This is a genomic window from Thermoanaerobacterium sp. CMT5567-10 (assembly GCF_030534315.2).
Taxonomy (GTDB): Bacteria; Bacillota; Thermoanaerobacteria; order Thermoanaerobacterales; family Thermoanaerobacteraceae; genus Thermoanaerobacterium.
In genome coordinates, this window is sequence record NZ_CP130558.2 from 2,869,047 (window position 1) to 2,890,568 (window position 21,522).

Consider the following 21,522-nt stretch of genomic DNA (forward strand, 5'->3'; position numbering starts at 1 on the left):
GGTACCCTTTATTTATAATAGCAGAACAGTAACGATATATCCGCAAATTAATCCGATGATTACAGGAAGTAGATTTCTTCTGACTATTGAGTCGGGGTCAACTTTTATGATTGCTGTCACTGGTACTACGCTCCAAGGGATTATTGTACCGCCACCAACCCATATACAAGTGATTTCACCCAATGATGCCAGCAATGATGAATTGATATTAAGCGTGTGTGCAAAAGTTTTAGATAGTGCACCAACTAATGGCAGTCCTGAAAATCCTGAGCCTGATAATCCCGTCAATGTTCCGACTAAAAGTTGCATTAAAGCTACAGTGTATTTATTTAAAGGAATGTGGTTTGAAAGATATAATCCAAGGTCCATTAGATATCCTTTAGCGTTAGGCCCAATTACTTGCTTGGCAGTTGTCAACTCTCCAAGAAAAAAGAATGCACTTATAAGTATGATCGGAGCGAAAGTCCTAATGCCAGACAAAAAACCGCTTTTCAAATATTCTCCTGTCTTATTTAAGAAATCTTTCTGCACTATCGATGATGCTAAAAGTATAATCACTGCAGAGCCACCGATTAGGGCTGTTGCTGCGTTTCCTCTTATTTTTAGAGCGTACATTAAAAAAGTATCGACAGCAAAAAATATAACACTGACGATAGATATGATGTAACTTTCTTTGTATATCTTCTTTTTACCTACATTGTTGTCAGTTTTATCATTATTTTTTTTGCTTTTAAGTTCTTTCATTGTTACAAAGTAAAGAATAATTATTGTAACTAATGATGTTACACACCAAACAGGTAGACTGCTTAAAATCAACTTTGACGTGGAAATACCCAGCGTTTTAGCTGTTACAGACGGCACTCCTTGTATGAAAAAGTCTCCTGATAAAGCGACCCCGAAACCAAATATAGTTACCAGTGATGCAAAACTTAGTTCATCAAAACCGGATTTTAATACAGGGCCAATCAAGACAGCACCTATCAATCCTACAGCAGGTGACGGCCATAAGAAAAAAGATAAAAGCATCATAAGTAAACCAATGATCCAAAACGATTTACTTGGCGTATTCAGAAAACGCAAAAATGGCTTTGTTATAACTACATCAGCTCCGATATCATCAAGAGCACGGGACATGGCTATTATCAAAGATATTATTAATATTACTTGCCATAATTCTTTGCCTGATACAAATATAGCAGTATATAGTATTTCTATTGACTTTAATATATTTTTTGTCTGTGACGCTGCTACAGCTAAAATGCCAAGTATGCACGGAAATATGATATCTTTGCGCAAAAGCATAAATATAAAAATAACAAAAATTGAAATTAAATATACAATATGCGTGCCAGTTATCTCAACCATTGTAACACCTCATTTTTAATTAGATTTTGCAAGTTTTTATATATTTATACTTTCTATTTACATATTTTGCATATTACTTGGAAAAATTACTAAAGATGTGTTAAAATAATAATTAATGAGGAGGTAATCAAAATGAAACCAATGAAGATTAAGGATGGAGTAGTAAAACTTGGAGCTGTACATTTTGAAAGAAGATTGTTTGATTCACTTATTCCACTGCCTGACGGGACAAGCTATAACGCATATCTTGTTGAAGGCAGTGAAAAGATAGCATTGATAGATACTGTTGATCCAATGAAATTAGATGTATTAATGGAGCAGTTAAATGATGTTCCTAAGATTGACTATGTTGTATCAAATCACTCTGAGCAAGACCACTCGGGAAGTATTCCATTTGTCCTTGAAAAATATCCAGAGGCTGAAGTTATATGCACGCCAAAAGCGAAGACATTTTTGATGGATCTTTTACATATTCCTGAAGACAAGATAAATACAGTTGAGGACAATGAGAGGATATCACTTGGAGACAAAACCCTTAGGTTTATTCACGCGCCTTGGGTACATTGGCCTGAGACTATGTTTACATACCTTGAGGAAGATAATATAATTTTTACATGTGATTTTTTGGGTTCACATTTAGCCACATCAGAGCTTTTTGCAGAAGATGAATGTCTTGTCTATAATTCGGCAAAAAGATATTATGCAGAAATAATGATGCCGTTTAGGAATTTTATAGAGAAGAATCTTGATAAGATCAAAAGCTTAAAAATAGATTACATAGCACCTTCTCACGGACCGGTTTACAATAAGCCTCAATTCATATTTGATGCGTACAACAGCTGGGTATACGACGATCCGAAGAATATAGTCGTTATACCGTATGTCACGATGCATGGGTCGGTAAAAGCTATGGTGGATTATTTGACTGCTGTGCTTTCACACAAAGGTGTCGTTGTAAAACCGTTTGATTTGACAGTTACAGATTTAGGTGAACTTGCCATGTCTTTAGTTGATGCTGCAACGATTGTTGTAGGGACGCCGACGGTTTTAACTGGAGCACATCCACAAGTGATTTATGCTACATATCTTGCAAATGCATTAAAGCCAAAAACTAAATTTTTATCAATTGTTGGGTCATACAGTTGGGGAGGAAAAGCTATCGACCAACTGTCCAGCATGATTACGAATCTAAAAGTTGAAGTGATACCGCCAGTATTTATAAAGGGTTTACCAAAAGAAGCTGATTTTAAACTGCTAGATGAATTGGCGGAAACTATAGTTGAAAAGCATAAAGAAAAGAACATTAAATAAGAGCAGTAATGCTCTTATTTAATGTTCGGAAATAATCTTTGAAAAGAGAATTTTACGATTTGACAATAAAAATCAGAAAAGATATTAAAGAAGAATGGTCAACTTGAAATCGGATAGAAAGGCTTTTGAATACTTTTTTATGATTGCAGCCATTGTAGTATTTCAAGTCATTGTTTCATTGAGAGATGCTGTTAAGGGTATACCTGAGAACATGTATTATTCAATATATTCGTTAATTAGAATTTATTTTTTGCAGATGGTAAAAAGTTTATCAAATGATAAACTTTTTAGGGAATATCTTTATTTATAGATGTATAGAATATCCTGTGAGGTGATTTCATGATTAATTTAAACGGACAAAACACTATAGCTCCAGGGATTATAAGTACATTTGAAACTTATGATGGAGATTTGACTTTGAAAAAATCACAGGATACAGTGAATGTCTATGTAAATGGAGATTTAATTGGCGAAAAAGTGCTTATTGCGCAGGGAGATGGCGGATTAAATGCAGTGAGAGATTATCTTTTGAACAAAGGATTTTCTGATTTTAAATATAAAGTAGATGGAAATAACATAATCATTGATACAGATGATAGTATTTCTGAAGAAGTAAAAAATCATTTGAAAATTTATTTAAATATCAGGTAGGGAGCTTATCAAAGCTCCTTTTTTAGACATTGTTTTTTTAACAAAATTTTGGGGAATCTATTATTATGAAGCTTACTTCTGTACTTTTGTAAATTGTGAATTTTTTATTTTATTTGAATCACTTGGCAAAAGTAGTATAATAATAATCAAGAAAAGATATATCAATAGAAAGTGATTATTAAAAAGGTTTTGCAAAAAACATATTTCTGTTGAGAAATATATTTTAAAAATTTTTGTTTATGGGTTATTATAGTGTATAGAAGTAGTTTATAGTTAAGACATGGAATGAAAAGAAGGTGGTACTATGGCAGTTATGGACGTATCCAGCATAATGGTTATATTTGGTGGCACAGGCGATCTAACACATAGGAAGTTGATGCCTGCTCTTTATAATTTGCTTTATGAAAAGAACCTTCCTGAGAATTTTTGCATAGTCTCAGTTGGCCGCCGTGACAAGACTGATGATTTGTATCGAAACGAAGTTTATGAATCAATAAAAAAGTATTCGAGAATAAAGCTGGATGAAAAGCTTTGGAAAATCCTGAAAAACAAGATATACTATCAAAAGTTTGATTTTCACGATGACGATGGGTATACGAGATTAAAGGGATTTTTAAATGAGCTTGATGAAAATTATAATACAGATGGAAATAGAATATTTTACTTAGCAGTTGCTCCGGAGTATTTTGAGCTTATTGTTGAAAAACTGAATGAACATGGGATGGTAGAAAATAATAAGTCATGGCAAAGGGTGATGATAGAGAAGCCGTTTGGAAGGGATCTTAATTCTGCAGTGTACTTAAATAAGAAGATAACTGATGTATTTAGTGAGAAAAATACATATCGCATAGACCATTATCTTGGCAAAGAAATGCTCCAAAATATAATGGTGATTAGATTTGCCAATGTGTTTTTTGAACCAGTTTGGAATAACAAATACATAGATAATGTTCAGATATCGTCAAGTGAAACGGTCGGTATTGAAAATAGAGGCGGTTACTATGAAAAGGCCGGTGCTTTAAGAGATATGATACAAAACCACATGCTTCAGCTTTTAACATTGACTGCTATGGAGCCGCCTGTTGATCTTACTACTGATTCAATTCATGATGAAAAAGTAAAGGTATTAAAATCATTACAGGAATTGACTCCAGAGCTTGTTTTAAAAAATGCTGTGAGAGGACAATACGAAGGGTATAGAAATGAAGATAGAGTATCACCTGATTCTGATACGGAGACGTTTGCCGCATTAAAAGTGTTTGTTGATAACTTTAGATGGGCTGGTGTTCCGTTTTATATTAGAACAGGCAAAAAGCTTCCAGTAAAATCAACTGAGATAATAATACAATTCAAGCCTTTACCTGGCATATTGTATTTTAAGGAATATGGAGAGCTTATGCCAAATTTATTAGTAATAAAGATACAGCCAGAAGAAGGAGTATTTTTGCAGTTTAATGCTAAAAAGCCCGGGACATTAAATAAGATAATACCGGTAAAGATGGACTTTTGTCAAAACTGTCAAGTGGGCATGAATTCACCTGAGGCATATGAGAGACTTATTTACGATGCACTAAGAGGTGATTCAACACTTTTTACTAGATGGGATGAAGTTGAATATTCATGGAAGTATGTCGACAAGATAGCTGAGGTTTGGAGAAATCAAAAACCAGATTTTCCTAACTACAAACCAGGGACTTGGGGCCCTACGGATGCTGACAATTTATTATTAAAAGATAATTTTAAATGGTGGAATATAGGAGGTTTTTACGATGAAAATATATGATATATCAATGAGTATTAATAAAGATATGCCGGTTTATAAGAACAAGCCAGAGAAAAGACCTGAATTAACTGTGACAAGTGATTTTCCCAATGACAGTGTTCATGAGTCAAGGATAAGCATGGATATGCATACAGGTACGCATTTTGATGCACCTCTTCACATGATACAAGGTGGAGATACGATTGACCATTTTGACTTAACAAAAGCTGTTTCAAAATGTAAAGTTCTCGATCTTACCAACGTAGATGATAAGATAACTGCAGAAGATTTAAAAAATAAAGATATAGAAAGTGGTGAATTCGTTCTATTAAAAACGAAAAATTCATATGATGACAGTTTTAATTTTAACTTTGTCTATCTCGATTCAAGCGGTGCAGAGTATCTGAAAGAAAAGAATGTAATAGGAGTGGGAACAGATGGGCTTGGTATAGAAAGAGCACAGCCCAACCATGAGATCCATAAGACATTGCTAGCAAATGGGATAACTATAATTGAAGGATTAAGATTAAAAGATGTTGATGAGGGCGAATATACATTGGTAGCTGCGCCATTAAAAATAGATGGTGCGGAAGCTGCTCCTGCCAGAGCATTGTTGCTTGAGGAAGATAAAAAATGAAGCTGAACATGTACAATGTAGGAAATTGCATAATTGGCAATTCTGAAGTCGATATAGATGATGTACACGAAATATTAGGCTTATTGATTGAAAAGTACGGAGAAGACACGATGATAGAATTTATAAAAAACCATGAAAACGGTCAAAATCTTTCAGATGCTTTTAAAAATGCTTTATCCAATAAAAATATGATCACAAAATTGAAAGTTAAGAAAATATTTTAATCTGGAGGTTAATCATGGGTAAGAAGTTGAAAGATAGAAAAGATATAGATGATAGATATAAGTGGAGACTTGAAGATATATATGAAAGCGATAAAGAGTGGAACGAAGATTTTGATAAAGCAAGAAGATTAATAGGCGAGCTGTTAAATTTTAGAGGAAAGATAAAAGACGAAAAATCACTTTTAGATGTGCTTAAGTTAAATGAGGAACTCAGCATGATAACCGAGAGGCTGTTTGTTTTCGCAAGAATGAAGAGGGATGAGGATAACAGTAACGGTAAATATCAGGCATTAGCTGACAAAGCGATGAGGCTCAATATAGAATCCTCCAGTGCTGCTTCATTCATTTTGCCTGAGATTTTATCAATGGATGAGGGGATTATTAGAGGCTGTATAGAAAACAATAAGGACTTTGAGGATTACCGGCACTTCCTTGAAGATCTTTTAAGGTATAAGCCACATACCCTTACAGAAAGAGAAGAGATGATTTTGGCGGAAAGTGCTGTTATGGCACAGGCTCCGGGAAATATATTTAAAATGTTGGATAATGCTGATATAAGATTTCCTGCGATAGAAAATGAAGATGGCGATTATGTGGAGCTAACTCATGGTAATTTTATAAAGTTTATGAGCAGCAGTGACAGAAACGTAAGGAAAAGGGCGTTTCAATCACTGTACGATGTATATAAAAGTTTCGTTAATACATATGCATCAACGACAGATTCAAATGTAAAAAAGGATATTTTTTATTCGAAAATGAGAAATTATAAGACTTCTTTGGAAGCTTCGCTTTTTGATGACAATGTGCCTGTTGATGTATATAATAATTTGATAGATGCGATTCATGAAAGAATTGATTTACTTCACAGATATGTTTCTCTTAGAAAAAGAATGTTGAATCTTGATGAGCTACACATGTACGATCTGTATGTGCCACTTGTTGAGAATTATGATAAGGAGTACGATTATGAAGAAGCCAAGGATATTGTCCTTAAAGGTTTGGAGCCATTGGGTGATGAGTACATTGATATATTAAAAGAAGGTTTTAACAATTATTGGATAGACGTTTATGAAAACAGAGGCAAGACATCTGGAGCATATTCATGGGGGACATATGGTGTGCATCCGTACGTGCTACTCAATTTTCAGGGGAAGTTGGATGATGTTTTCACTATTGCGCATGAGATGGGACATTCATTGCATACTTATTATTCTGACAAAGCTCAGAAATACATTAACTCCCAGTATAAGATATTTGTTGCGGAAGTGGCCTCAACATGCAATGAAGCGATCTTGATAGACTATTTGATAAAAAATGCAAAAGATAAGAATGAAAAACTCTATTTATTAAATCACTACTTAGAGCAATTTAAAGGAACAATCTACAGGCAAGTTATGTTTGCAGAATTTGAAAAATTTACGCATGAAGAAGTAGAAAAGGGGGAATCATTGACACCTGAAAAATTGTGCAAGAAATATCATGAACTAAATAAATTTTATTACGGCGATGACATAGTAATAGATGATGAGATTGATTACGAGTGGGAAAGGATACCACATTTTTACACAAGTTTTTATGTGTACAAGTACGCAACTGGATTTTCTGCAGCAATTGCTTTATCGCGGATGATTTTAAATGAAGGCGATGCAGCAGTAAAAAGGTATAAGGAATTTTTGAAAAGCGGTGGTTCTGATTACCCACTTAATATCCTAAAAAAAGCTGGCGTCGACCTTACGACAAAGAAACCTATCTTAGATGCTTTGGATGTTTTTGAATCAATACTGGATGAAATAGATGGCTTATTAGACAGGTGATGAATTTGAAAGAATACAGCGTATTTGATATTATGGGACCTATAATGATAGGACCAAGCAGTTCTCATACGGCAGGTGCTGCTCGTATAGCGAAGATTGCCAGGCAAATAGCTGGAGATGATATAAAAGATGTTCAGTTTATACTTTATGATTCATTTGCAAGTACTTACAAGGGGCACGGCACAGACAAAGCGCTTGTTGCAGGTATTTTAGGCCTCGATCCAGATGACAACAGACTGTCTCATTCTTTTGAACTTGCAAAAGAGCAGAATATATCTGTCTCATTTATAAAAAGCGATAAAGATGCACAGCATCCTAATACAGTTAGAATAATTATAAGGGATAAATCTGGTGATGTAACTGATATTTTAGGTTCATCAATAGGCGGCGGCAATGTCGTATTAAAGGAAATCAACGGGATGAATGTTGAATTTACAGGAGAATATGAGACATTGATTACAAAGCATGTTGATAAGCCGGGAATTATTGCTATGGTAACAAAAGTTCTCGCAGAATATAAGATAAATATTGCATTTATGAGAGTATATAGACAATTAAGGGGTGATAATGCTATTATGGTAATAGAATCTGATCAAGTCATACCAGAAGATGTACGTATTAGCATAGAAGGGATAAATGGCATTGAAAGAGCCATTGTCATAAACAGCATAAAAAATACATACTGAGGTGAAAATCTTGTACCAGTTTAATAGTGGATTTGAATTGCTTGAACTTACAAGAAAATACAACATGCCCATATCTGAGGTTGTGATAAACTATGAACATGAGATGACAGGCGATGACAGAGAGATAATCATTAACAAAATGAAATCAAATTTAGATGTCATGAGGAAAGCAATTGAAAAAGGTTTAAAAGATGATATAAAATCAGTAGGTGGATTTATCGGCGGCGATGCAAAAAGACTTTATGATAAGATTATTAATAATTTTACAATAAGCGGAGAGACAGTTTCAAAGGCTGTTGCATCTGCAATTGCAGTATCAGAAGTAAATGCATCGATGGGCAAAATAGTAGCTGCACCTACTGCTGGTTCCAGCGGTGTTATTCCTGGGGCGTTAATAACTATAGCAAGGAAATTTGGCAAAAGTGATGATGAATTGATAAAATCTCTGTTTACATCATCTGGAGTTGGGATAATAATTGCGAAAAATGCTACGCTTTCAGGCGCAGAAGGAGGATGCCAAGCAGAAGTTGGTTCGGCATCTGCGATGGCAGCAGCTGCTTTAGTTGAATTAATGGGTGGTTCTCCGGATGAGTCTCTTAATGCGGCATCTTTTGCCATTATGAATCTTTTGGGACTAGTATGTGATCCTGTTGCAGGTTTGGTTGAAGTTCCGTGTGTGACGCGAAATGCTATTGGTACCGCTAATGCACTAATATGTGCTGATTTAGCACTATCCGGCATGAAAAGTATTATTCCATTTGATGATGTGATAAGCGCTATGGATAGTGTTGGGAAAATGATGCCTTGCGCATTGAAAGAGACGGCAGAAGGCGGACTTGCTAAGACAACAACAGGCATAAAATTTAAAATGAATTTTTCAGGAGGTTAATTTATATGGCTTTACGGTGAAGACCGTAAAGCCTTTTTTCCATAAAGACCGATTTTTTAATCGGTAATTACCCCGAAAAGAGGTTGAAACTGTTTAAATTTATTTAATTTTCTATTATAATATATGCATATATTATGATATTGATACAAACCAAAGGAGATGAAAGGTTGAAATTAAAAGTACAAATTGCAATAAGAATAAAATGGCATAGCAAACAAGCCATCTTTTGATGACTTTTTAAAAATTAAATATCGAAGTAAGTGTTAATGCTAAATAGCTGGCTTTATTTTATAGCCTTGAAGTTGAGCTAATAGTATAGCTTGCTCAACCGTAATCTCGCGTTTTGCGGGAAAAGCATCAGATTTTTTATATAATTCAGCATTATATGGTTCTTTCTTCTTCAACATGTTGTATAATGCTGTAAGAAGCATTCTTGCAATAGCAATGATTGCTTTCTTGTGGCCGCGACGCTTTTTGATGCGCAAATAGCGGTTACGAATTTCAGGATGTTTCTCGCTTTTAACTACAGAGTTAGCACACTGCACAAGAAGCGGCTTAATGTAACATCCTGCTTTGGAAACCCGGACAGATTTTTTCTTGCCTGCACTCTCATTGTTAGTTGGAGTGAGTCCAGCCCATGAGCATAAGTGTTTCGCTGAAGGAAAAGCCTCCATATTTACGCCGATTTCAGATATTACAGTAATAGCCGAGAAAATATTTTTAAACGATGGAGCGGTTAGAATTATGTCTAGTTCTTGTTGATAAGGCGCAGCGAGCGCAAGAATTAGTTTTTCTAACTCTGCTTTCCGGGATTCCAAATCTTCAAAATGTCCTTTGATGATCTTTAATTTTCCAGCTTGTTCAGGTGTAATATAACCATCAACAGCGAGTTCCAGCTCAGGGAGTTTTTTTAGCATAGAACCATGAATTAAAGATCCAATATCAAAGGAAGTATCAAGAGGATTTTCTAGAAGCTTATCAATTATCTTTTGAGAACTTTTACCGAAAGTATCTGAAACAATGTTTCCTAACTGTATGTTAGAAACCGTGAGACAATTTTGGAGTCTGTTCTTTTCGCTAGACATAAAGCAAATAAGCTTAAAGCGATAGCGCATTAAGTCACGAAGTTGTCTAATATCAGCGGGAGGTATAAAGCTAGCGGCAACAAGATCATGCTTAAACAGGTCAGCAATCCATTTTGCATCTTTCTTGTCAGTTTTTTTACCACGAATAGCCTTAACATATTTAGGATGTGCAAGTATGATGTTGCAGGAGCTTTCTAATATATTAAACACAGGAATCCAGTATTTCCCGGTAGATTCCATGCAAACATCCTTGCAGTTATTGTCCAAAAGCCATTGTAACAGCTCTCTTAAACCCTTCGTGTAGGTAGAAAAGCGATGGCTTTTATAGGTGGTAATTCCATTAGAATTAGTGGAAGCAATACATGCAACCACAAAGGTTTTGTGTACATCAATTCCACAACAGATTTTATACACGATTTTTAAAGCCATAGGGAACTCCTTTCTAAACCGATAGGTTCTAAAAATTAAAGGGATAGACAGCATTGACTGATTGTCTAGCATTAAACGAGAATGTTTAAACAAAGATAAGGTTACGTGCTCAGTAGCACACTTATTTGTGCTTGGAAAGACAATCTACACATATAAAAATGCGGTCACTACGTAAGTGTAGCAAACCACTCACCTCCCCGTGATTTGTAGTTTACTGGTATCCCTATGACATAATTATAGAACAAAATTAGCTCGAAGTGGCACATTTCATTACGTTTTGTGCCTTGAGCGAAGCGAAAGGAATGATTATAAAAATGGAAATTGTAAATGTTGATTTGAAGGATTATTCATATCCCATATACATATCAAATGGGATTCTAAAAGATACTGGACTATATTTAAAAAAACATTTGAGAAGCAATAGGGTATTGATTATAACTGATTCAAATGTTTCTGAGTTGTATCTTACTCGGCTTGAAAATTCTTTGTTGAATAATGGCTTTATGGTACATCATTCTATTATAAAAGCCGGAGAAGAAAGCAAAAACTTGGATACAGTAAAACACCTATTGGAAGAATGTTTTAAATTTGGTTTATTGAGAGATAGCGCAATTGTAGCATTAGGTGGTGGAGTAGTAGGGGATATAGCAGGACTTGTATCAGCATTGTTTATGAGAGGAATAGATTTTATACAAGTTCCAACTACATTGCTGGCACAGGTGGACAGCAGCGTTGGTGGTAAAGTTGGAGTAAATTTAAAAGAAGGGAAAAATATGGCTGGTGCTTTTTATCAGCCAAAGGCTGTTTTTGTAGATACAGATGTATTGAAAAGTTTAGATAAAAGGGAAATCAGAGGTGGAATATCTGAGATAATCAAATATGGAATAATTAAAGATGCATCTTTATTTAATTTCATTGAAAGCAATATAAAAGAAATATTAGATCTAGACGATGAGAAGGTAAGACATCTTATTAAAAGGTCGTGTGAAATAAAAAGCGATGTTGTATCAAAGGATGAAAAAGAAAGCAGTATAAGAGCTATACTGAATTATGGGCACACAATAGGACACGCTATAGAATCACTTACAGAGTATAAAAAATACATACACGGTGAAGCTGTTGCAATTGGAATGTATTACGCTGCAAAAATTGCACTAAATAGAAAGTACATTGATATAGATTATTTATCTCGAATCAGATCACTTTTAGTTGAATCAGAGCTTCCCGTAGATTATGGAAATCTGGACAAATATGAAATATTAGAAGGCATAAAGCACGACAAAAAGAATCGGGAAGGTAAAATAAAATTTGTATTACCGGTCGGTTATGGCAATGCAGATATTTTCGATGTGTCAGAAGAAGAAATATTGAGTGTTTTAAATTGAAGGGATTTTTACATCTCTTTTTTTTTGCCTTTAAAAAGCTTTAAATACCACCTTGTTTTTTTCTTTTCTTTAAAATTATTTAATAAAAATTAAAAATTTTAGACTTTAATTATTTTATTATAAAGTGCTATAATATATTATTAATACCAGCTACTAACTATTTAAATGGAGATGATATTGTGATTGAAATGACTATTGGTCAGTATCTTGACTATATTTCAGAAAAATATCCAAACCATGACGCTCTTATTGTATCAGATAAGGTGAGATATACCTACAAAGATTTGAAATTTATGGCTAATAAATTGGCAAAAGGTTTATTAAACATAGGTATTAAAAAAGGAGATCACATAGCTATATGGGCTTCTAATGTTCCAGAATGGGTAATAACGCTTTTTGCTACTGCAAAGATTGGTTGTCCTATTGTTCCAATGAATACAGAATACAGAGAAAATGAGTTGCAGTATGTTTTAAAGCAGTCCGACGCAAAAGCTTTAATATTGATTGACGGGTATAAAGATTTAGACTATGTTAAAACAATATACAATCTCATTCCAAGTTTGCAAAAAACTGATAAAGAAAACTTACATTCAAATGAGTTTCCAAATCTTAAATATGTTATTAATATAGGAGAAAAATGCAATCCAGGAATGTACAGTTTTAATGAAATATTAATGATGGGTGAACAATATGATGACGATATGGTATACGAAATACAAAATTCTTTAAAACCAGATGAGGTAATTGATATTCAATATACATCAGGAACAACAGACTTTCCAAAAGGTGCCATGCTTACACACTATGGACTTTTAAACAATGGCGATGCCATAGCGACTCGAATGAAATTTACAGAAAATGATAAACTTTGCATTACGGTACCGCTTTTTCACTGCTTCGGATATACGCTTTCAGTTATGGCATGTTTATCAAAAGGTGCTGCAATGGTATTAGTAGATCACTTTAATCCAGTTAAAGTTATGGAGGCTATTGACAAAGAAAAATGTACTGCATTTAATGGCGTTCCTACTATGTTTATAACTATGCTTAATCATCCAGACTTTGATAAATTTGATTTTTCTACTTTAAGGACAGGTATAATGGCAGGTTCGGTATGTCCTAAGAAAGTGATGGAAGCAGTAGTGGAAAAAATGAATATGAGAGAGATAACAAGTGTCTATGGACTTACAGAAGCATCTCCGGGTATTACGCAGACTAGTGTTGATGATTCTTTAGAGGATAGGGTTTCAACTGTTGGATATGTCTTTCCAGGAGTTGATATAAAAATTGTAGATCCTAAGACATTAAAAGAAGTACCAGTAGGCTCAGAAGGAGAAATAATGGCTAGAGGCTACAATGTAATGAAAGGATATTACAAGATGAAAGAGGAAACAGAAAAAGCTATAGAAAAAGACGGATGGCTTCATACGGGAGATATCGGTAAGCTTGATGATAGAGGGTATTTAAAAATTACAGGTAGATTAAAAGACATGATAATAAGAGGCGGTGAAAATATTTCGCCTACAGAAATAGAGGAATGTTTATATCATCATCCAGGTGTAAAAGACGTTCAAATTGTTGGAGTTCCTGATGAAAAATATGGGGAGGAAATCATGGCTTATATAATACCGAAAGAGGGATATTGCATTGAAGCTGAAGATATCAGGGAATATGCTAGAAAGAAGCTGGCTAGATTTAAGGTGCCCAAGTACATCAAGATAATTGACGAATTTCCAAAAACAGCAAGCGGCAAGATTCAAAAATACCGCTTAAGAGAAATGGCTATGTCCGAGCTAAATTTGTCTTGACTTCACTAAAACAAAGTATTAAAATATCAGAAAAAGCTTAAGGGGGTGCCATATGAACATATACTATCTAGGCCCTAGAGGCACTTTTTCTGAGCAAGCTCTTCTTAATTATCTTAAACAAAAGGATGGATATTGTGTAGAAGAATTAAAGACAATACCCGACATTGTTACAAGGTTGAGAGCAAACAAAGGCGATGAAGGATTAGTTCCTGTAGAAAACTCCATAGAAGGCACTGTGAATGTAACACTAGATATGATGATAAACGATGCGGAAGGGCTCAAAATAAAGGAAGAAATAGTCATACCAATTTCTCATTGTCTTATTGCAGATGAGATAATTGATTTTGAGGATATAAAAACAATTATTTCTCATCCGCAAGCATTGGCACAATGCAGAGAATATATAAGAAAAAATTTGCCAAATGCTACAGTTGTAAACGCTGATAGCACAGCAAAAGCGGTCGAAGAAATAAAAAATAGAGATGATGCTGCAGCCATAGGTAATGCAAGGGCAGCAGAAATATATGATGCAAAGATAATTGATAGAGACATACAGGATGTAAAAAATAATTTTACGAGATTTATCGTGCTTGCTCATGAAGATTCTCAATATACTGGCTGTGATAAGACAACTTTAGTATTTTCTGTTCCCAATGAGCCAGGCAGTCTTTATAATATACTTGGAGTTTTTGCCGATGAAAATATAAACATGACTAAAATCGAGTCAAGACCTTCAAGAAAAAAAATAGGTGAATATGTATTTTGGGTTGACATTGAAGGTCATAGATGCGATAATCGTATTATTAAAGCATTAGAAGTTTTGAAAGGTAAAACGGAATTTTTAAAGGTTTTAGGGTCATATCCTAAATACAAGTAAAACGGTAGAACGGAGGATTATTGTATGGTAATTGTAATGAAGCCAAATGCTACACAAAAACAAATTTCTGATGTATCAAATCTTTTATTGTCCCTCGATTTAAAACCACATATATCAAGAGGAGAAGAGCGGGTTGTAATAGGTGTAATTGGAGACAAGAAAAAGCTTAAAGAAAAAAATGTTGAGCTAATGGAAGGCGTAGAAAAAGTTATACCTATAGTAGAATCATATAAACTTGCAAGTCGGACATTTAATCCTGTGTCAACAATTGTGGATGTCAATGGTGTATCAATAGGTGGTAAAAATATAGTTATTATGGCTGGTCCATGTGCTGTAGAGAGCAAAGAACAGCTTTTTGAAAGCGCTGAAGCAGTTAAGAAATTCGGTGCTAAATTTTTACGCGGTGGTGCATATAAACCTCGCACGTCTCCATATTCCTTTCAAGGTCTTGAAAAAGAAGGACTAGAAATGCTTTATGAAGCAAAAAAATACACTGGACTTAAAATTGTGACAGAGGTAATGGATATCCATTCGATAGAAATTGTTTCTAAATATGCAGATGTATTGCAGATTGGAGCAAGGAACATGCAAAATTTTTCATTGCTTAAAGAAATTGGAAGGTCCAACATGCCTGTTCTTTTAAAAAGAGGCATTGCCGCAACAATAGAAGAGTGGCTTAACGCGGCTGAATACATTTTAAGTGAAGGCAACAAAAATGTGATACTTTGTGAAAGAGGCATAAGGACTTTTGAGCAATATACGAGAAATACTTTAGATTTAAGCGCAGTGCCTGTCATTAAAAAATTAAGTCATCTACCCATAATAGTAGATCCAAGTCATGGAACTGGCAAATCATTTTTAGTCAGCCCAATGGCAAAAGCTGCAATAGCTGCTGGTGCTGACGGCCTTATCATTGAAGTTCATCCAGATCCTAAAAATGCATTGTCTGATGGTGCTCAGTCTCTGACTCCAAAGGAATTTGAGGCCTTAACGAAAGAAATATCAAAAGTAGCAAATGCTGTAGGGCGTGATTTTATATGATTGAAAAGGTAGCAGTTGTAGGTCTGGGACTTATTGGCGGTTCTTTGGCAAAAGCTATAAAAAAATACACAGACTTAAGAATAATAGGTGTCGATGTAAGAGATGATTATATAAACGAAGCACAAGGCATAGGCATAATTGATGAAAGCTTTAAAAAGATCGAGGCACCATTAGATGCTGATGTTGTATTTATATGTACACCTGTCGGAGCGGTTATAAGTTGCATTGAAGAAATGCTGCCGTATTTAAAAGATGGCTGTATAATAACTGATGTTGGAAGTACAAAAAGAACAATAATGAATGCCATAAATGAGATAATACCTGAAAACATGTTTTTTATCGGCGGACATCCAATGACAGGTTCTGAGAAGTTCGGCTTTTTTGCAAGCAATTCTGAACTTTTTAATGGAAATAATTATTTTATCGTTCCAGGTAAAAATACACCAGTAGAAATTGTCGATGTATTTATAAATGAGATCATCAAAAAATTAGGAGCTAAACCCATATTAATAGACAGCGATTCCCATGATAAGATAGTTGGCATTGTGAGCCATGTTCCACACATACTGTCGGCTACCTTGACTAATTTTGTCTACAAGGAAGATGCTGATTCTATAAAGTTTGCTGCTGGTGGCTTTAAAGATACTACAAGGATCTCCATGTCTCAAACAGAGATGTGGAAGGACATAATTTTAAACAATAAAGAAGTAATAAAAAATTTACTTTTAGACTATGAGAATCTATTAAATGAATTTTTGTTTTACTTAGAACACGATGATATAGAATCGTTGTGCAAATTTTTTGATTCAGCTAGAGAAATCAGGAAAAGCATAGCTTCTTGACTTTAGAAAGGAATGAATATTTTTCTATGGATATAGAAATTACTAAAAAGAGGAATGTAAAAGGGGTTGTAAATGTTCCTGGCGATAAGTCCATATCTCATAGGGCTATAATGTTCGGTTCTATTGCTGAAGGAGATACTATTATTGAAGGATTCTTAAAAAGTAATGATTGTTTTTCAACAATAAACTGTATGAGAAAACTTGGTGTAAATATTAATATAGTAAAAGATGATGTCTATGTTAAAGGTAATGGTATGTATCTCCATGAAAGCCATGATATTTTAGATGCTGGCAATTCCGGTACAACGATGCGACTTTTATCAGGTATTTTAGCTGGTCAGAAATTTACAACCGTTTTAACAGGTGATGAGTCTTTAAGAAAGAGGCCTATGGCTCGAATAATAAAACCATTGAATATGATGGGGGCAGAGATATCCGCGATTGACGACAATTATGCGCCGTTAACTATAAAAGGTAATGTCCTTAAGGGAATAAATTATAAGACAGAAGTGGCAAGTGCACAAGTAAAATCGTGTATAATGCTTGCCAGCTTATATGCTGATGATGAGACAATAATAGAGGAGCCGTTTTTATCTCGGAATCACAGTGAGCTTATGCTTAATTATTTTGGCGGCAATTTTGAATCTTATGAAAATAAGATTGTGTGCCATCCTGTTGAAAGATTGCATGGCTGTAAGATTTGTGTTCCCGGCGACATATCCTCTGCGGCTTATTTTATAGTAGCTGCAAGTATTTTGCCTCAGTCAGAGATTTTAATAAAGAATGTCAATGTAAATCATACGAGAACAGGAATAATAGATGTTATAAAGAAAATGGGTGGAAATATTGAGATAAAAGATGAAAGGGTTTTAAATAATGAACCTGTTGCAGATATAATAGTAAAGTCTTCTTGCCTTAAAGGGATTGAGATTGGTGGTGAAATTATACCAAGGCTAATTGACGAGATACCTATTATAGCGGTAGCAGCGTCTTACGCTGAAGGAGAAACAGTTATTAAAGATGCTGAAGAACTTAAAGTGAAAGAAAGCAATCGAATAGATACGATGGTATGCGAATTAAAAAAGATGGGTGCTGATATCGAAGCTACGAATGACGGCATGATAATTCACGGAAGAGAAACTTTAAATGGCGCACTAGTTGATAGCTACAATGACCATAGGGTTGCTATGTCATTAAGCATTGCTGCGTTAAGAGCTGAAGGCAGTACAAAAATAAAAAATGCAGAATGTGTGAATATTTCATTTCCTGATTTTTATAGTGTGCTTAATGTGTTATAATAACAATTGGTGATTTTAATGGGAGAAAACATACTTATAATTGAAGATGAGAAAAAAATTGCGAGATTTTTACAAATAGAACTTGAACATGAAGGTTATAATATTGCAATAGAATACAGCGGCAATGAGGGCTTAAGAAGAGCTTTAGATGGGAATTACGATTTGATTATTTTAGATTTGATGCTCCCTGGTATGGATGGCTTCTCAGTTTTAAAGGAAATACGAAAGAAATCATCGATTCCTGTCATAATTTTAAGCGCTAAAGATGAAATAAAAGACAAGGTAATGGGGCTTGACATTGGTGCGGATGACTATCTGACGAAGCCTTTCTCGATTGAAGAGCTGATGGCAAGGATCAGAAATGCTCTTAGAAGAAATATCAAAGCAAATACTAAAAAAATAAGCTATGATGGAATAACGATGGATTTGTCTACATATGAAGTTTTAAGAGATGGACAAAAAATAGAACTTACCAAAAAAGAGTTTGATCTTCTTAAATATCTTATTATAAATGCTGAAATAGTATTAACGCGTGAAAATATATTAGAAAATGTATGGGGATACAATTATATTGGTGAGACAAACATCGTAGATGTATACATAAGATATTTGCGAAGTAAAATAGACGAGCCGTTTAGCAATAAGTTAATACAAACAATCAGAGGTGTGGGATACTCTCTAAGGAAAGAAAAAAATGAGAATTAGAAATTTTAGATTATCGATAAAATTGAGAATTGCATTGCTTTATGCGATTATATTTTCTTTTATACTGATAGTGTTAAATGCGTCTGTTTTGTACGGTCTTAAATACTACCTTATATATCAGGCTTTTAGCGATATACAAAATCAATCGGATATGATAATGGAAAAATTAAAAGAGATTGATGGGGTTGTAGGAAATATTGATAAAGATTTGTTATTTGCATCATCGACTGGCGAAAACATGTATTTTAAAATTACGGATATGCATGGGAATATTGTGTACAGATCGTCATCACATATGATTGATATTCCATATGATAAAAATTTAAATAGCCTTACGAAAATAGAAAGAGATGAAACGCACATTGTATATCTTAATAGAAAATACGTTGAAGGTGGCAGTGTGCTATATGTTCAAGTGGCTGAAAATTTAAAGAGCCAGTACTTTTTTTTGAAACTGTTATTTTTGTTGATGGCTATATCAGATGCCATCGGAGTTTTGGTGTCTTTTTTTGCCGGGTATTTTATAACGGGTAGGGCACTAAAACCTGTTGATTACATGGTCAGGGAAGTTCACACTATCGATGAAAAGAAGCTTAACAAGAGATTGAATGTTAATGGAAACAACGACGAGCTATCAAAGCTTGCTATGACATTTAATAATATGTTAGACAGGTTGGAAGACTATTTTAAAAGACAGAATGCATTTATATCTAATGTATCCCATGAGCTTAGAACGCCATTGTCTGTTTTAAAAGGCTATATAGAGCTTATAGATAGGTGGGGAAAGGACAATAAAGATGTTTTAGAAGAATCTATAAGCGCTCTAAAAAAAGAAGAGCAGGATATGGAAATATTGATCGAAAAGCTTTTAATGTTGGCAAGAGGAGATAATAAAGCGCTGGAGGTTAACAAAAAAAAATTCAATATATATGAATTAATAGAAGAATTGGTTAAAGATGCAAGAATAGTGTACGGTGAGAAAAACATAGAAGTATTTTGCAAAAGAAATTTAGAAGTAAATGCAGACAGGTATCTTATAAAAGAGCTTCTAAGAATAATTCTTGACAATGCATTAAAATATACAGATGTAGACGGCAATATAAAAATTTCGGTGGAAGAGGTAGATAAAAATGTAGCCATAATAATAAAAGATGATGGTATTGGTATACCTCAAGAGGATATTCCTTATATATTCGACAGGTTTTACAGGGTTGACAAGGCTAGAAGCAAAGAAACTGGCGGAATGGGACTTGGGCTATCTATTGCGAAACTTATTGTTGAGTTGCATGGTGGAAAGATAGATGTGAATAGCCAGTTAAATAAAGGATCAGAATTTAAAATTACAATCCCTAATTATCAATGATTGGGGATTGTTTTTTGTCTTAATGTTTTATAGTGACATATACCACAATATATGGTATAATAAATGTAAATAATAAACTATATATTGGAGGGTATAAAATGTTGAAAAAAGAAACAATGCCAGATAAAGAGATCGATGTAAAAAGCTCATCAAAAAAACACACATGCCCTGACTGTGGAGCACAGCTAGTTCCTGAGAGTGGATGTATTTACTGCCCTTTTTGTGGCTACAGTGAATGCCACTAATTGCCTATATTCCCATCAGTTTAATATGGACACATGGACGTATTCCCCTTATAATTAAAGTAAAATATGCCGAATCCCCGAAAAGGGGTACGGGGGATCTTTTTTTGGGGTGAATCCACTGAGTGGTAGGGCAGCCCTTTGCCCGAACCCGTCAACTAACCTCGGAGGCAAAAGGGGGATATTTATGTTTAAAAAATGTATTAAGGTAAAGCCTCTCATTGCATCATTAGCAGCAGCTCTTTTATTTTCTCAGACTGCATTTGCGGCAACATATACTGTCAAGCCTGGTGATAGCCTATATAAAATAGGCTTAAATTATGGGACAACATACAATCAAATAATGAAGCTGAACAATTTATATGATACAGTCATATATCCAGGGCAAGTATTAGTTGTACCTGGCAGTGATAACACATATACGGTTCAAAAAGGCGACAGCTTATACTTAATTGCTATGAAATATGGTACTACTGTCGATGCTTTAAAATCCGTGAATGGTTTAACAGGCGATATGATATATCCAGGGCAAGTTTTTGTGATTCCATCATCTGGTACACCATCAACTTCTTCAAGTATAAGAAGTGATGTAAGTGTAAACAGAGGTTCTGTACAAAGAGGTGTGATTTCATACACAAATGATGATTTGGACCTTCTGGCAAGGCTTATAAATGCGGAAGCTGGTGGTGAACCATATCAGGCTAAAGTTGCAGTCGGTGCCGTGATAGTAAATAGGGTAAAAAGCGGTATATTTCCTAACTCCATAAAAGGTGTAATATACCAAGTCGATAGCAATGGTTACTATCAATTTACGCCTGTTGAAAATGGCTTGATAAATGTACCTGCGACACCAGACTCAATAAGTGCTGCAAGGGATGCCTTAAACGGCGTAGATCCTACAAACGGTGCACTTTATTACTTTGACAACAGTAATACTAATCAGTGGCTTTGGTCATTGCCAATTGCATTAAGAGTAGGCAATATGGTATTTTCTTATGCAAGATAAAAATGATTGCTAATGAGAGGCTAAGAGGAGTAAAATGGATACCGAAAGGTATCCATTTTACTTTATGGGCTTTAGCCTGTTGAGCTCGCAAAGCGAGCGAAA

At 34.5% G+C, this 21,522-nt stretch carries 21 protein-coding genes and 1 riboswitch; of the genes, 19 read left to right on the forward strand and 2 right to left on the reverse strand.

All coding sequences use genetic code 11. The features are described 5' to 3' along the window. Positions 1-12: 12 nt before the first annotated feature. Positions 13-1,365 carry a hypothetical protein gene (locus Q2T46_RS14655; protein ID WP_303264887.1) on the reverse strand — a complete coding sequence of 451 codons (1,353 nt, stop codon included), beginning with the start codon at positions 1,363-1,365 and terminating at the stop codon, positions 13-15. Between the two features lie 132 nt (positions 1,366-1,497). On the opposite strand from Q2T46_RS14655, the gene Q2T46_RS14660 reads away from it, so the two are divergent. The 9 genes from Q2T46_RS14660 to sdaAA all read left to right on the forward strand — a co-directional run bounded on the left by Q2T46_RS14660 (position 1,498) and on the right by sdaAA (position 9,339). Continuing rightward, positions 1,498-2,676: an FprA family A-type flavoprotein gene (locus tag Q2T46_RS14660; RefSeq protein ID WP_303264886.1), complete on the forward strand. Its 1,179-nt coding sequence runs from the start codon at positions 1,498-1,500 to the stop codon at positions 2,674-2,676. 103 nt (positions 2,677-2,779) lie between these two features. Further along, on the forward strand, positions 2,780-2,986 hold the full coding sequence (locus Q2T46_RS14665) for a hypothetical protein (protein ID WP_303264885.1): 207 nt from the start codon (positions 2,780-2,782) through the stop codon (positions 2,984-2,986). Positions 2,987-3,015: 29 nt separating this feature from the next. Beyond that, on the forward strand, positions 3,016-3,327 hold the full coding sequence (locus Q2T46_RS14670; protein ID WP_303264884.1) for a hypothetical protein: 312 nt from the start codon (positions 3,016-3,018) through the stop codon (positions 3,325-3,327). Between the two features lie 304 nt (positions 3,328-3,631). Next, positions 3,632-5,110: a glucose-6-phosphate dehydrogenase gene (gene zwf, locus Q2T46_RS14675; protein WP_303264883.1), complete on the forward strand. Its 1,479-nt coding sequence runs from the start codon at positions 3,632-3,634 to the stop codon at positions 5,108-5,110. Then, positions 5,097-5,726 carry a cyclase family protein gene (locus Q2T46_RS14680; RefSeq protein WP_303264882.1) on the forward strand — a complete coding sequence of 210 codons (630 nt, stop codon included), beginning with the start codon at positions 5,097-5,099 and terminating at the stop codon, positions 5,724-5,726. The genes zwf and Q2T46_RS14680 overlap by 14 nt, the downstream gene beginning before the upstream one ends. Beyond that, positions 5,723-5,950: a hypothetical protein gene (locus Q2T46_RS14685; RefSeq protein WP_303264881.1), complete on the forward strand. Its 228-nt coding sequence runs from the start codon at positions 5,723-5,725 to the stop codon at positions 5,948-5,950. Before Q2T46_RS14680 ends, Q2T46_RS14685 begins: the two co-directional genes overlap by 4 nt. 14 nt (positions 5,951-5,964) lie before the next feature. Then, complete coding sequence (gene pepF, locus Q2T46_RS14690) at positions 5,965-7,764, forward strand: oligoendopeptidase F (RefSeq protein ID WP_303264880.1); 1,800 nt, start codon at positions 5,965-5,967, stop codon at positions 7,762-7,764. A 5-nt stretch (positions 7,765-7,769) separates the two neighbouring features. Continuing rightward, positions 7,770-8,450, forward strand: a complete 681-nt coding sequence (gene sdaAB / locus Q2T46_RS14695; protein ID WP_399388650.1) for an L-serine ammonia-lyase, iron-sulfur-dependent subunit beta — start codon at positions 7,770-7,772, stop codon at positions 8,448-8,450. A 10-nt stretch (positions 8,451-8,460) separates the two neighbouring features. Further along, on the forward strand, positions 8,461-9,339 hold the full coding sequence (gene sdaAA / locus Q2T46_RS14700; RefSeq protein WP_303264879.1) for an L-serine ammonia-lyase, iron-sulfur-dependent, subunit alpha: 879 nt from the start codon (positions 8,461-8,463) through the stop codon (positions 9,337-9,339). A gap of 269 nt (positions 9,340-9,608) precedes the next feature. Here sdaAA and Q2T46_RS14705 read toward each other — a convergent pair whose 3' ends face one another. After that, on the reverse strand, positions 9,609-10,853 hold the full coding sequence (locus tag Q2T46_RS14705) for an IS110 family transposase (RefSeq protein ID WP_303264284.1): 1,245 nt from the start codon (positions 10,851-10,853) through the stop codon (positions 9,609-9,611). A 314-nt stretch (positions 10,854-11,167) separates the two neighbouring features. On the opposite strand from Q2T46_RS14705, the gene aroB reads away from it, so the two are divergent. The 10 genes from aroB to Q2T46_RS14755 all read left to right on the forward strand — a co-directional run bounded on the left by aroB (position 11,168) and on the right by Q2T46_RS14755 (position 21,420). Then, the gene (gene aroB / locus Q2T46_RS14710) at positions 11,168-12,238 is read left to right on the forward strand and encodes a 3-dehydroquinate synthase (RefSeq protein ID WP_303264878.1); all 1,071 of its coding nucleotides are present in this window, start codon (positions 11,168-11,170) and stop codon (positions 12,236-12,238) included. Positions 12,239-12,354: 116 nt separating this feature from the next. Next, positions 12,355-14,046 (forward strand): AMP-binding protein, encoded by a 1,692-nt coding sequence (locus tag Q2T46_RS14715; RefSeq protein ID WP_399388653.1) that lies wholly within the window; start codon positions 12,355-12,357, stop codon positions 14,044-14,046. A 52-nt stretch (positions 14,047-14,098) separates the two neighbouring features. Further along, positions 14,099-14,923, forward strand: a complete 825-nt coding sequence (gene pheA, locus Q2T46_RS14720) for a prephenate dehydratase (protein WP_013298108.1) — start codon at positions 14,099-14,101, stop codon at positions 14,921-14,923. A gap of 24 nt (positions 14,924-14,947) precedes the next feature. Beyond that, complete coding sequence (gene aroF, locus Q2T46_RS14725; RefSeq protein WP_013298107.1) at positions 14,948-15,964, forward strand: 3-deoxy-7-phosphoheptulonate synthase; 1,017 nt, start codon at positions 14,948-14,950, stop codon at positions 15,962-15,964. Further along, positions 15,961-16,806: a prephenate dehydrogenase/arogenate dehydrogenase family protein gene (locus Q2T46_RS14730; protein WP_303264877.1), complete on the forward strand. Its 846-nt coding sequence runs from the start codon at positions 15,961-15,963 to the stop codon at positions 16,804-16,806. Before aroF ends, Q2T46_RS14730 begins: the two co-directional genes overlap by 4 nt. Before the next feature lie 26 nt (positions 16,807-16,832). Then, positions 16,833-18,104 carry a 3-phosphoshikimate 1-carboxyvinyltransferase gene (gene aroA / locus Q2T46_RS14735; protein WP_303264876.1) on the forward strand — a complete coding sequence of 424 codons (1,272 nt, stop codon included), beginning with the start codon at positions 16,833-16,835 and terminating at the stop codon, positions 18,102-18,104. An 18-nt stretch (positions 18,105-18,122) separates the two neighbouring features. Further along, positions 18,123-18,809: a response regulator transcription factor gene (locus tag Q2T46_RS14740; RefSeq protein ID WP_150200716.1), complete on the forward strand. Its 687-nt coding sequence runs from the start codon at positions 18,123-18,125 to the stop codon at positions 18,807-18,809. After that, positions 18,799-20,172: a cell wall metabolism sensor histidine kinase WalK gene (locus Q2T46_RS14745; protein WP_303264875.1), complete on the forward strand. Its 1,374-nt coding sequence runs from the start codon at positions 18,799-18,801 to the stop codon at positions 20,170-20,172. Before Q2T46_RS14740 ends, Q2T46_RS14745 begins: the two co-directional genes overlap by 11 nt. Positions 20,173-20,270: 98 nt before the next feature. Next, positions 20,271-20,417, forward strand: coding sequence for a hypothetical protein (locus Q2T46_RS14750; protein ID WP_192402819.1), 147 nt, complete (start codon positions 20,271-20,273; stop codon positions 20,415-20,417). 57 nt (positions 20,418-20,474) lie between these two features. Next, positions 20,475-20,602: riboswitch (cyclic di-AMP (ydaO/yuaA leader) on the forward strand. Next, positions 20,602-21,420, forward strand: coding sequence for a cell wall hydrolase (locus Q2T46_RS14755; RefSeq protein ID WP_094046457.1), 819 nt, complete (start codon positions 20,602-20,604; stop codon positions 21,418-21,420). It overlaps the preceding riboswitch by 1 nt. Positions 21,421-21,522 lie beyond the last annotated feature (102 nt).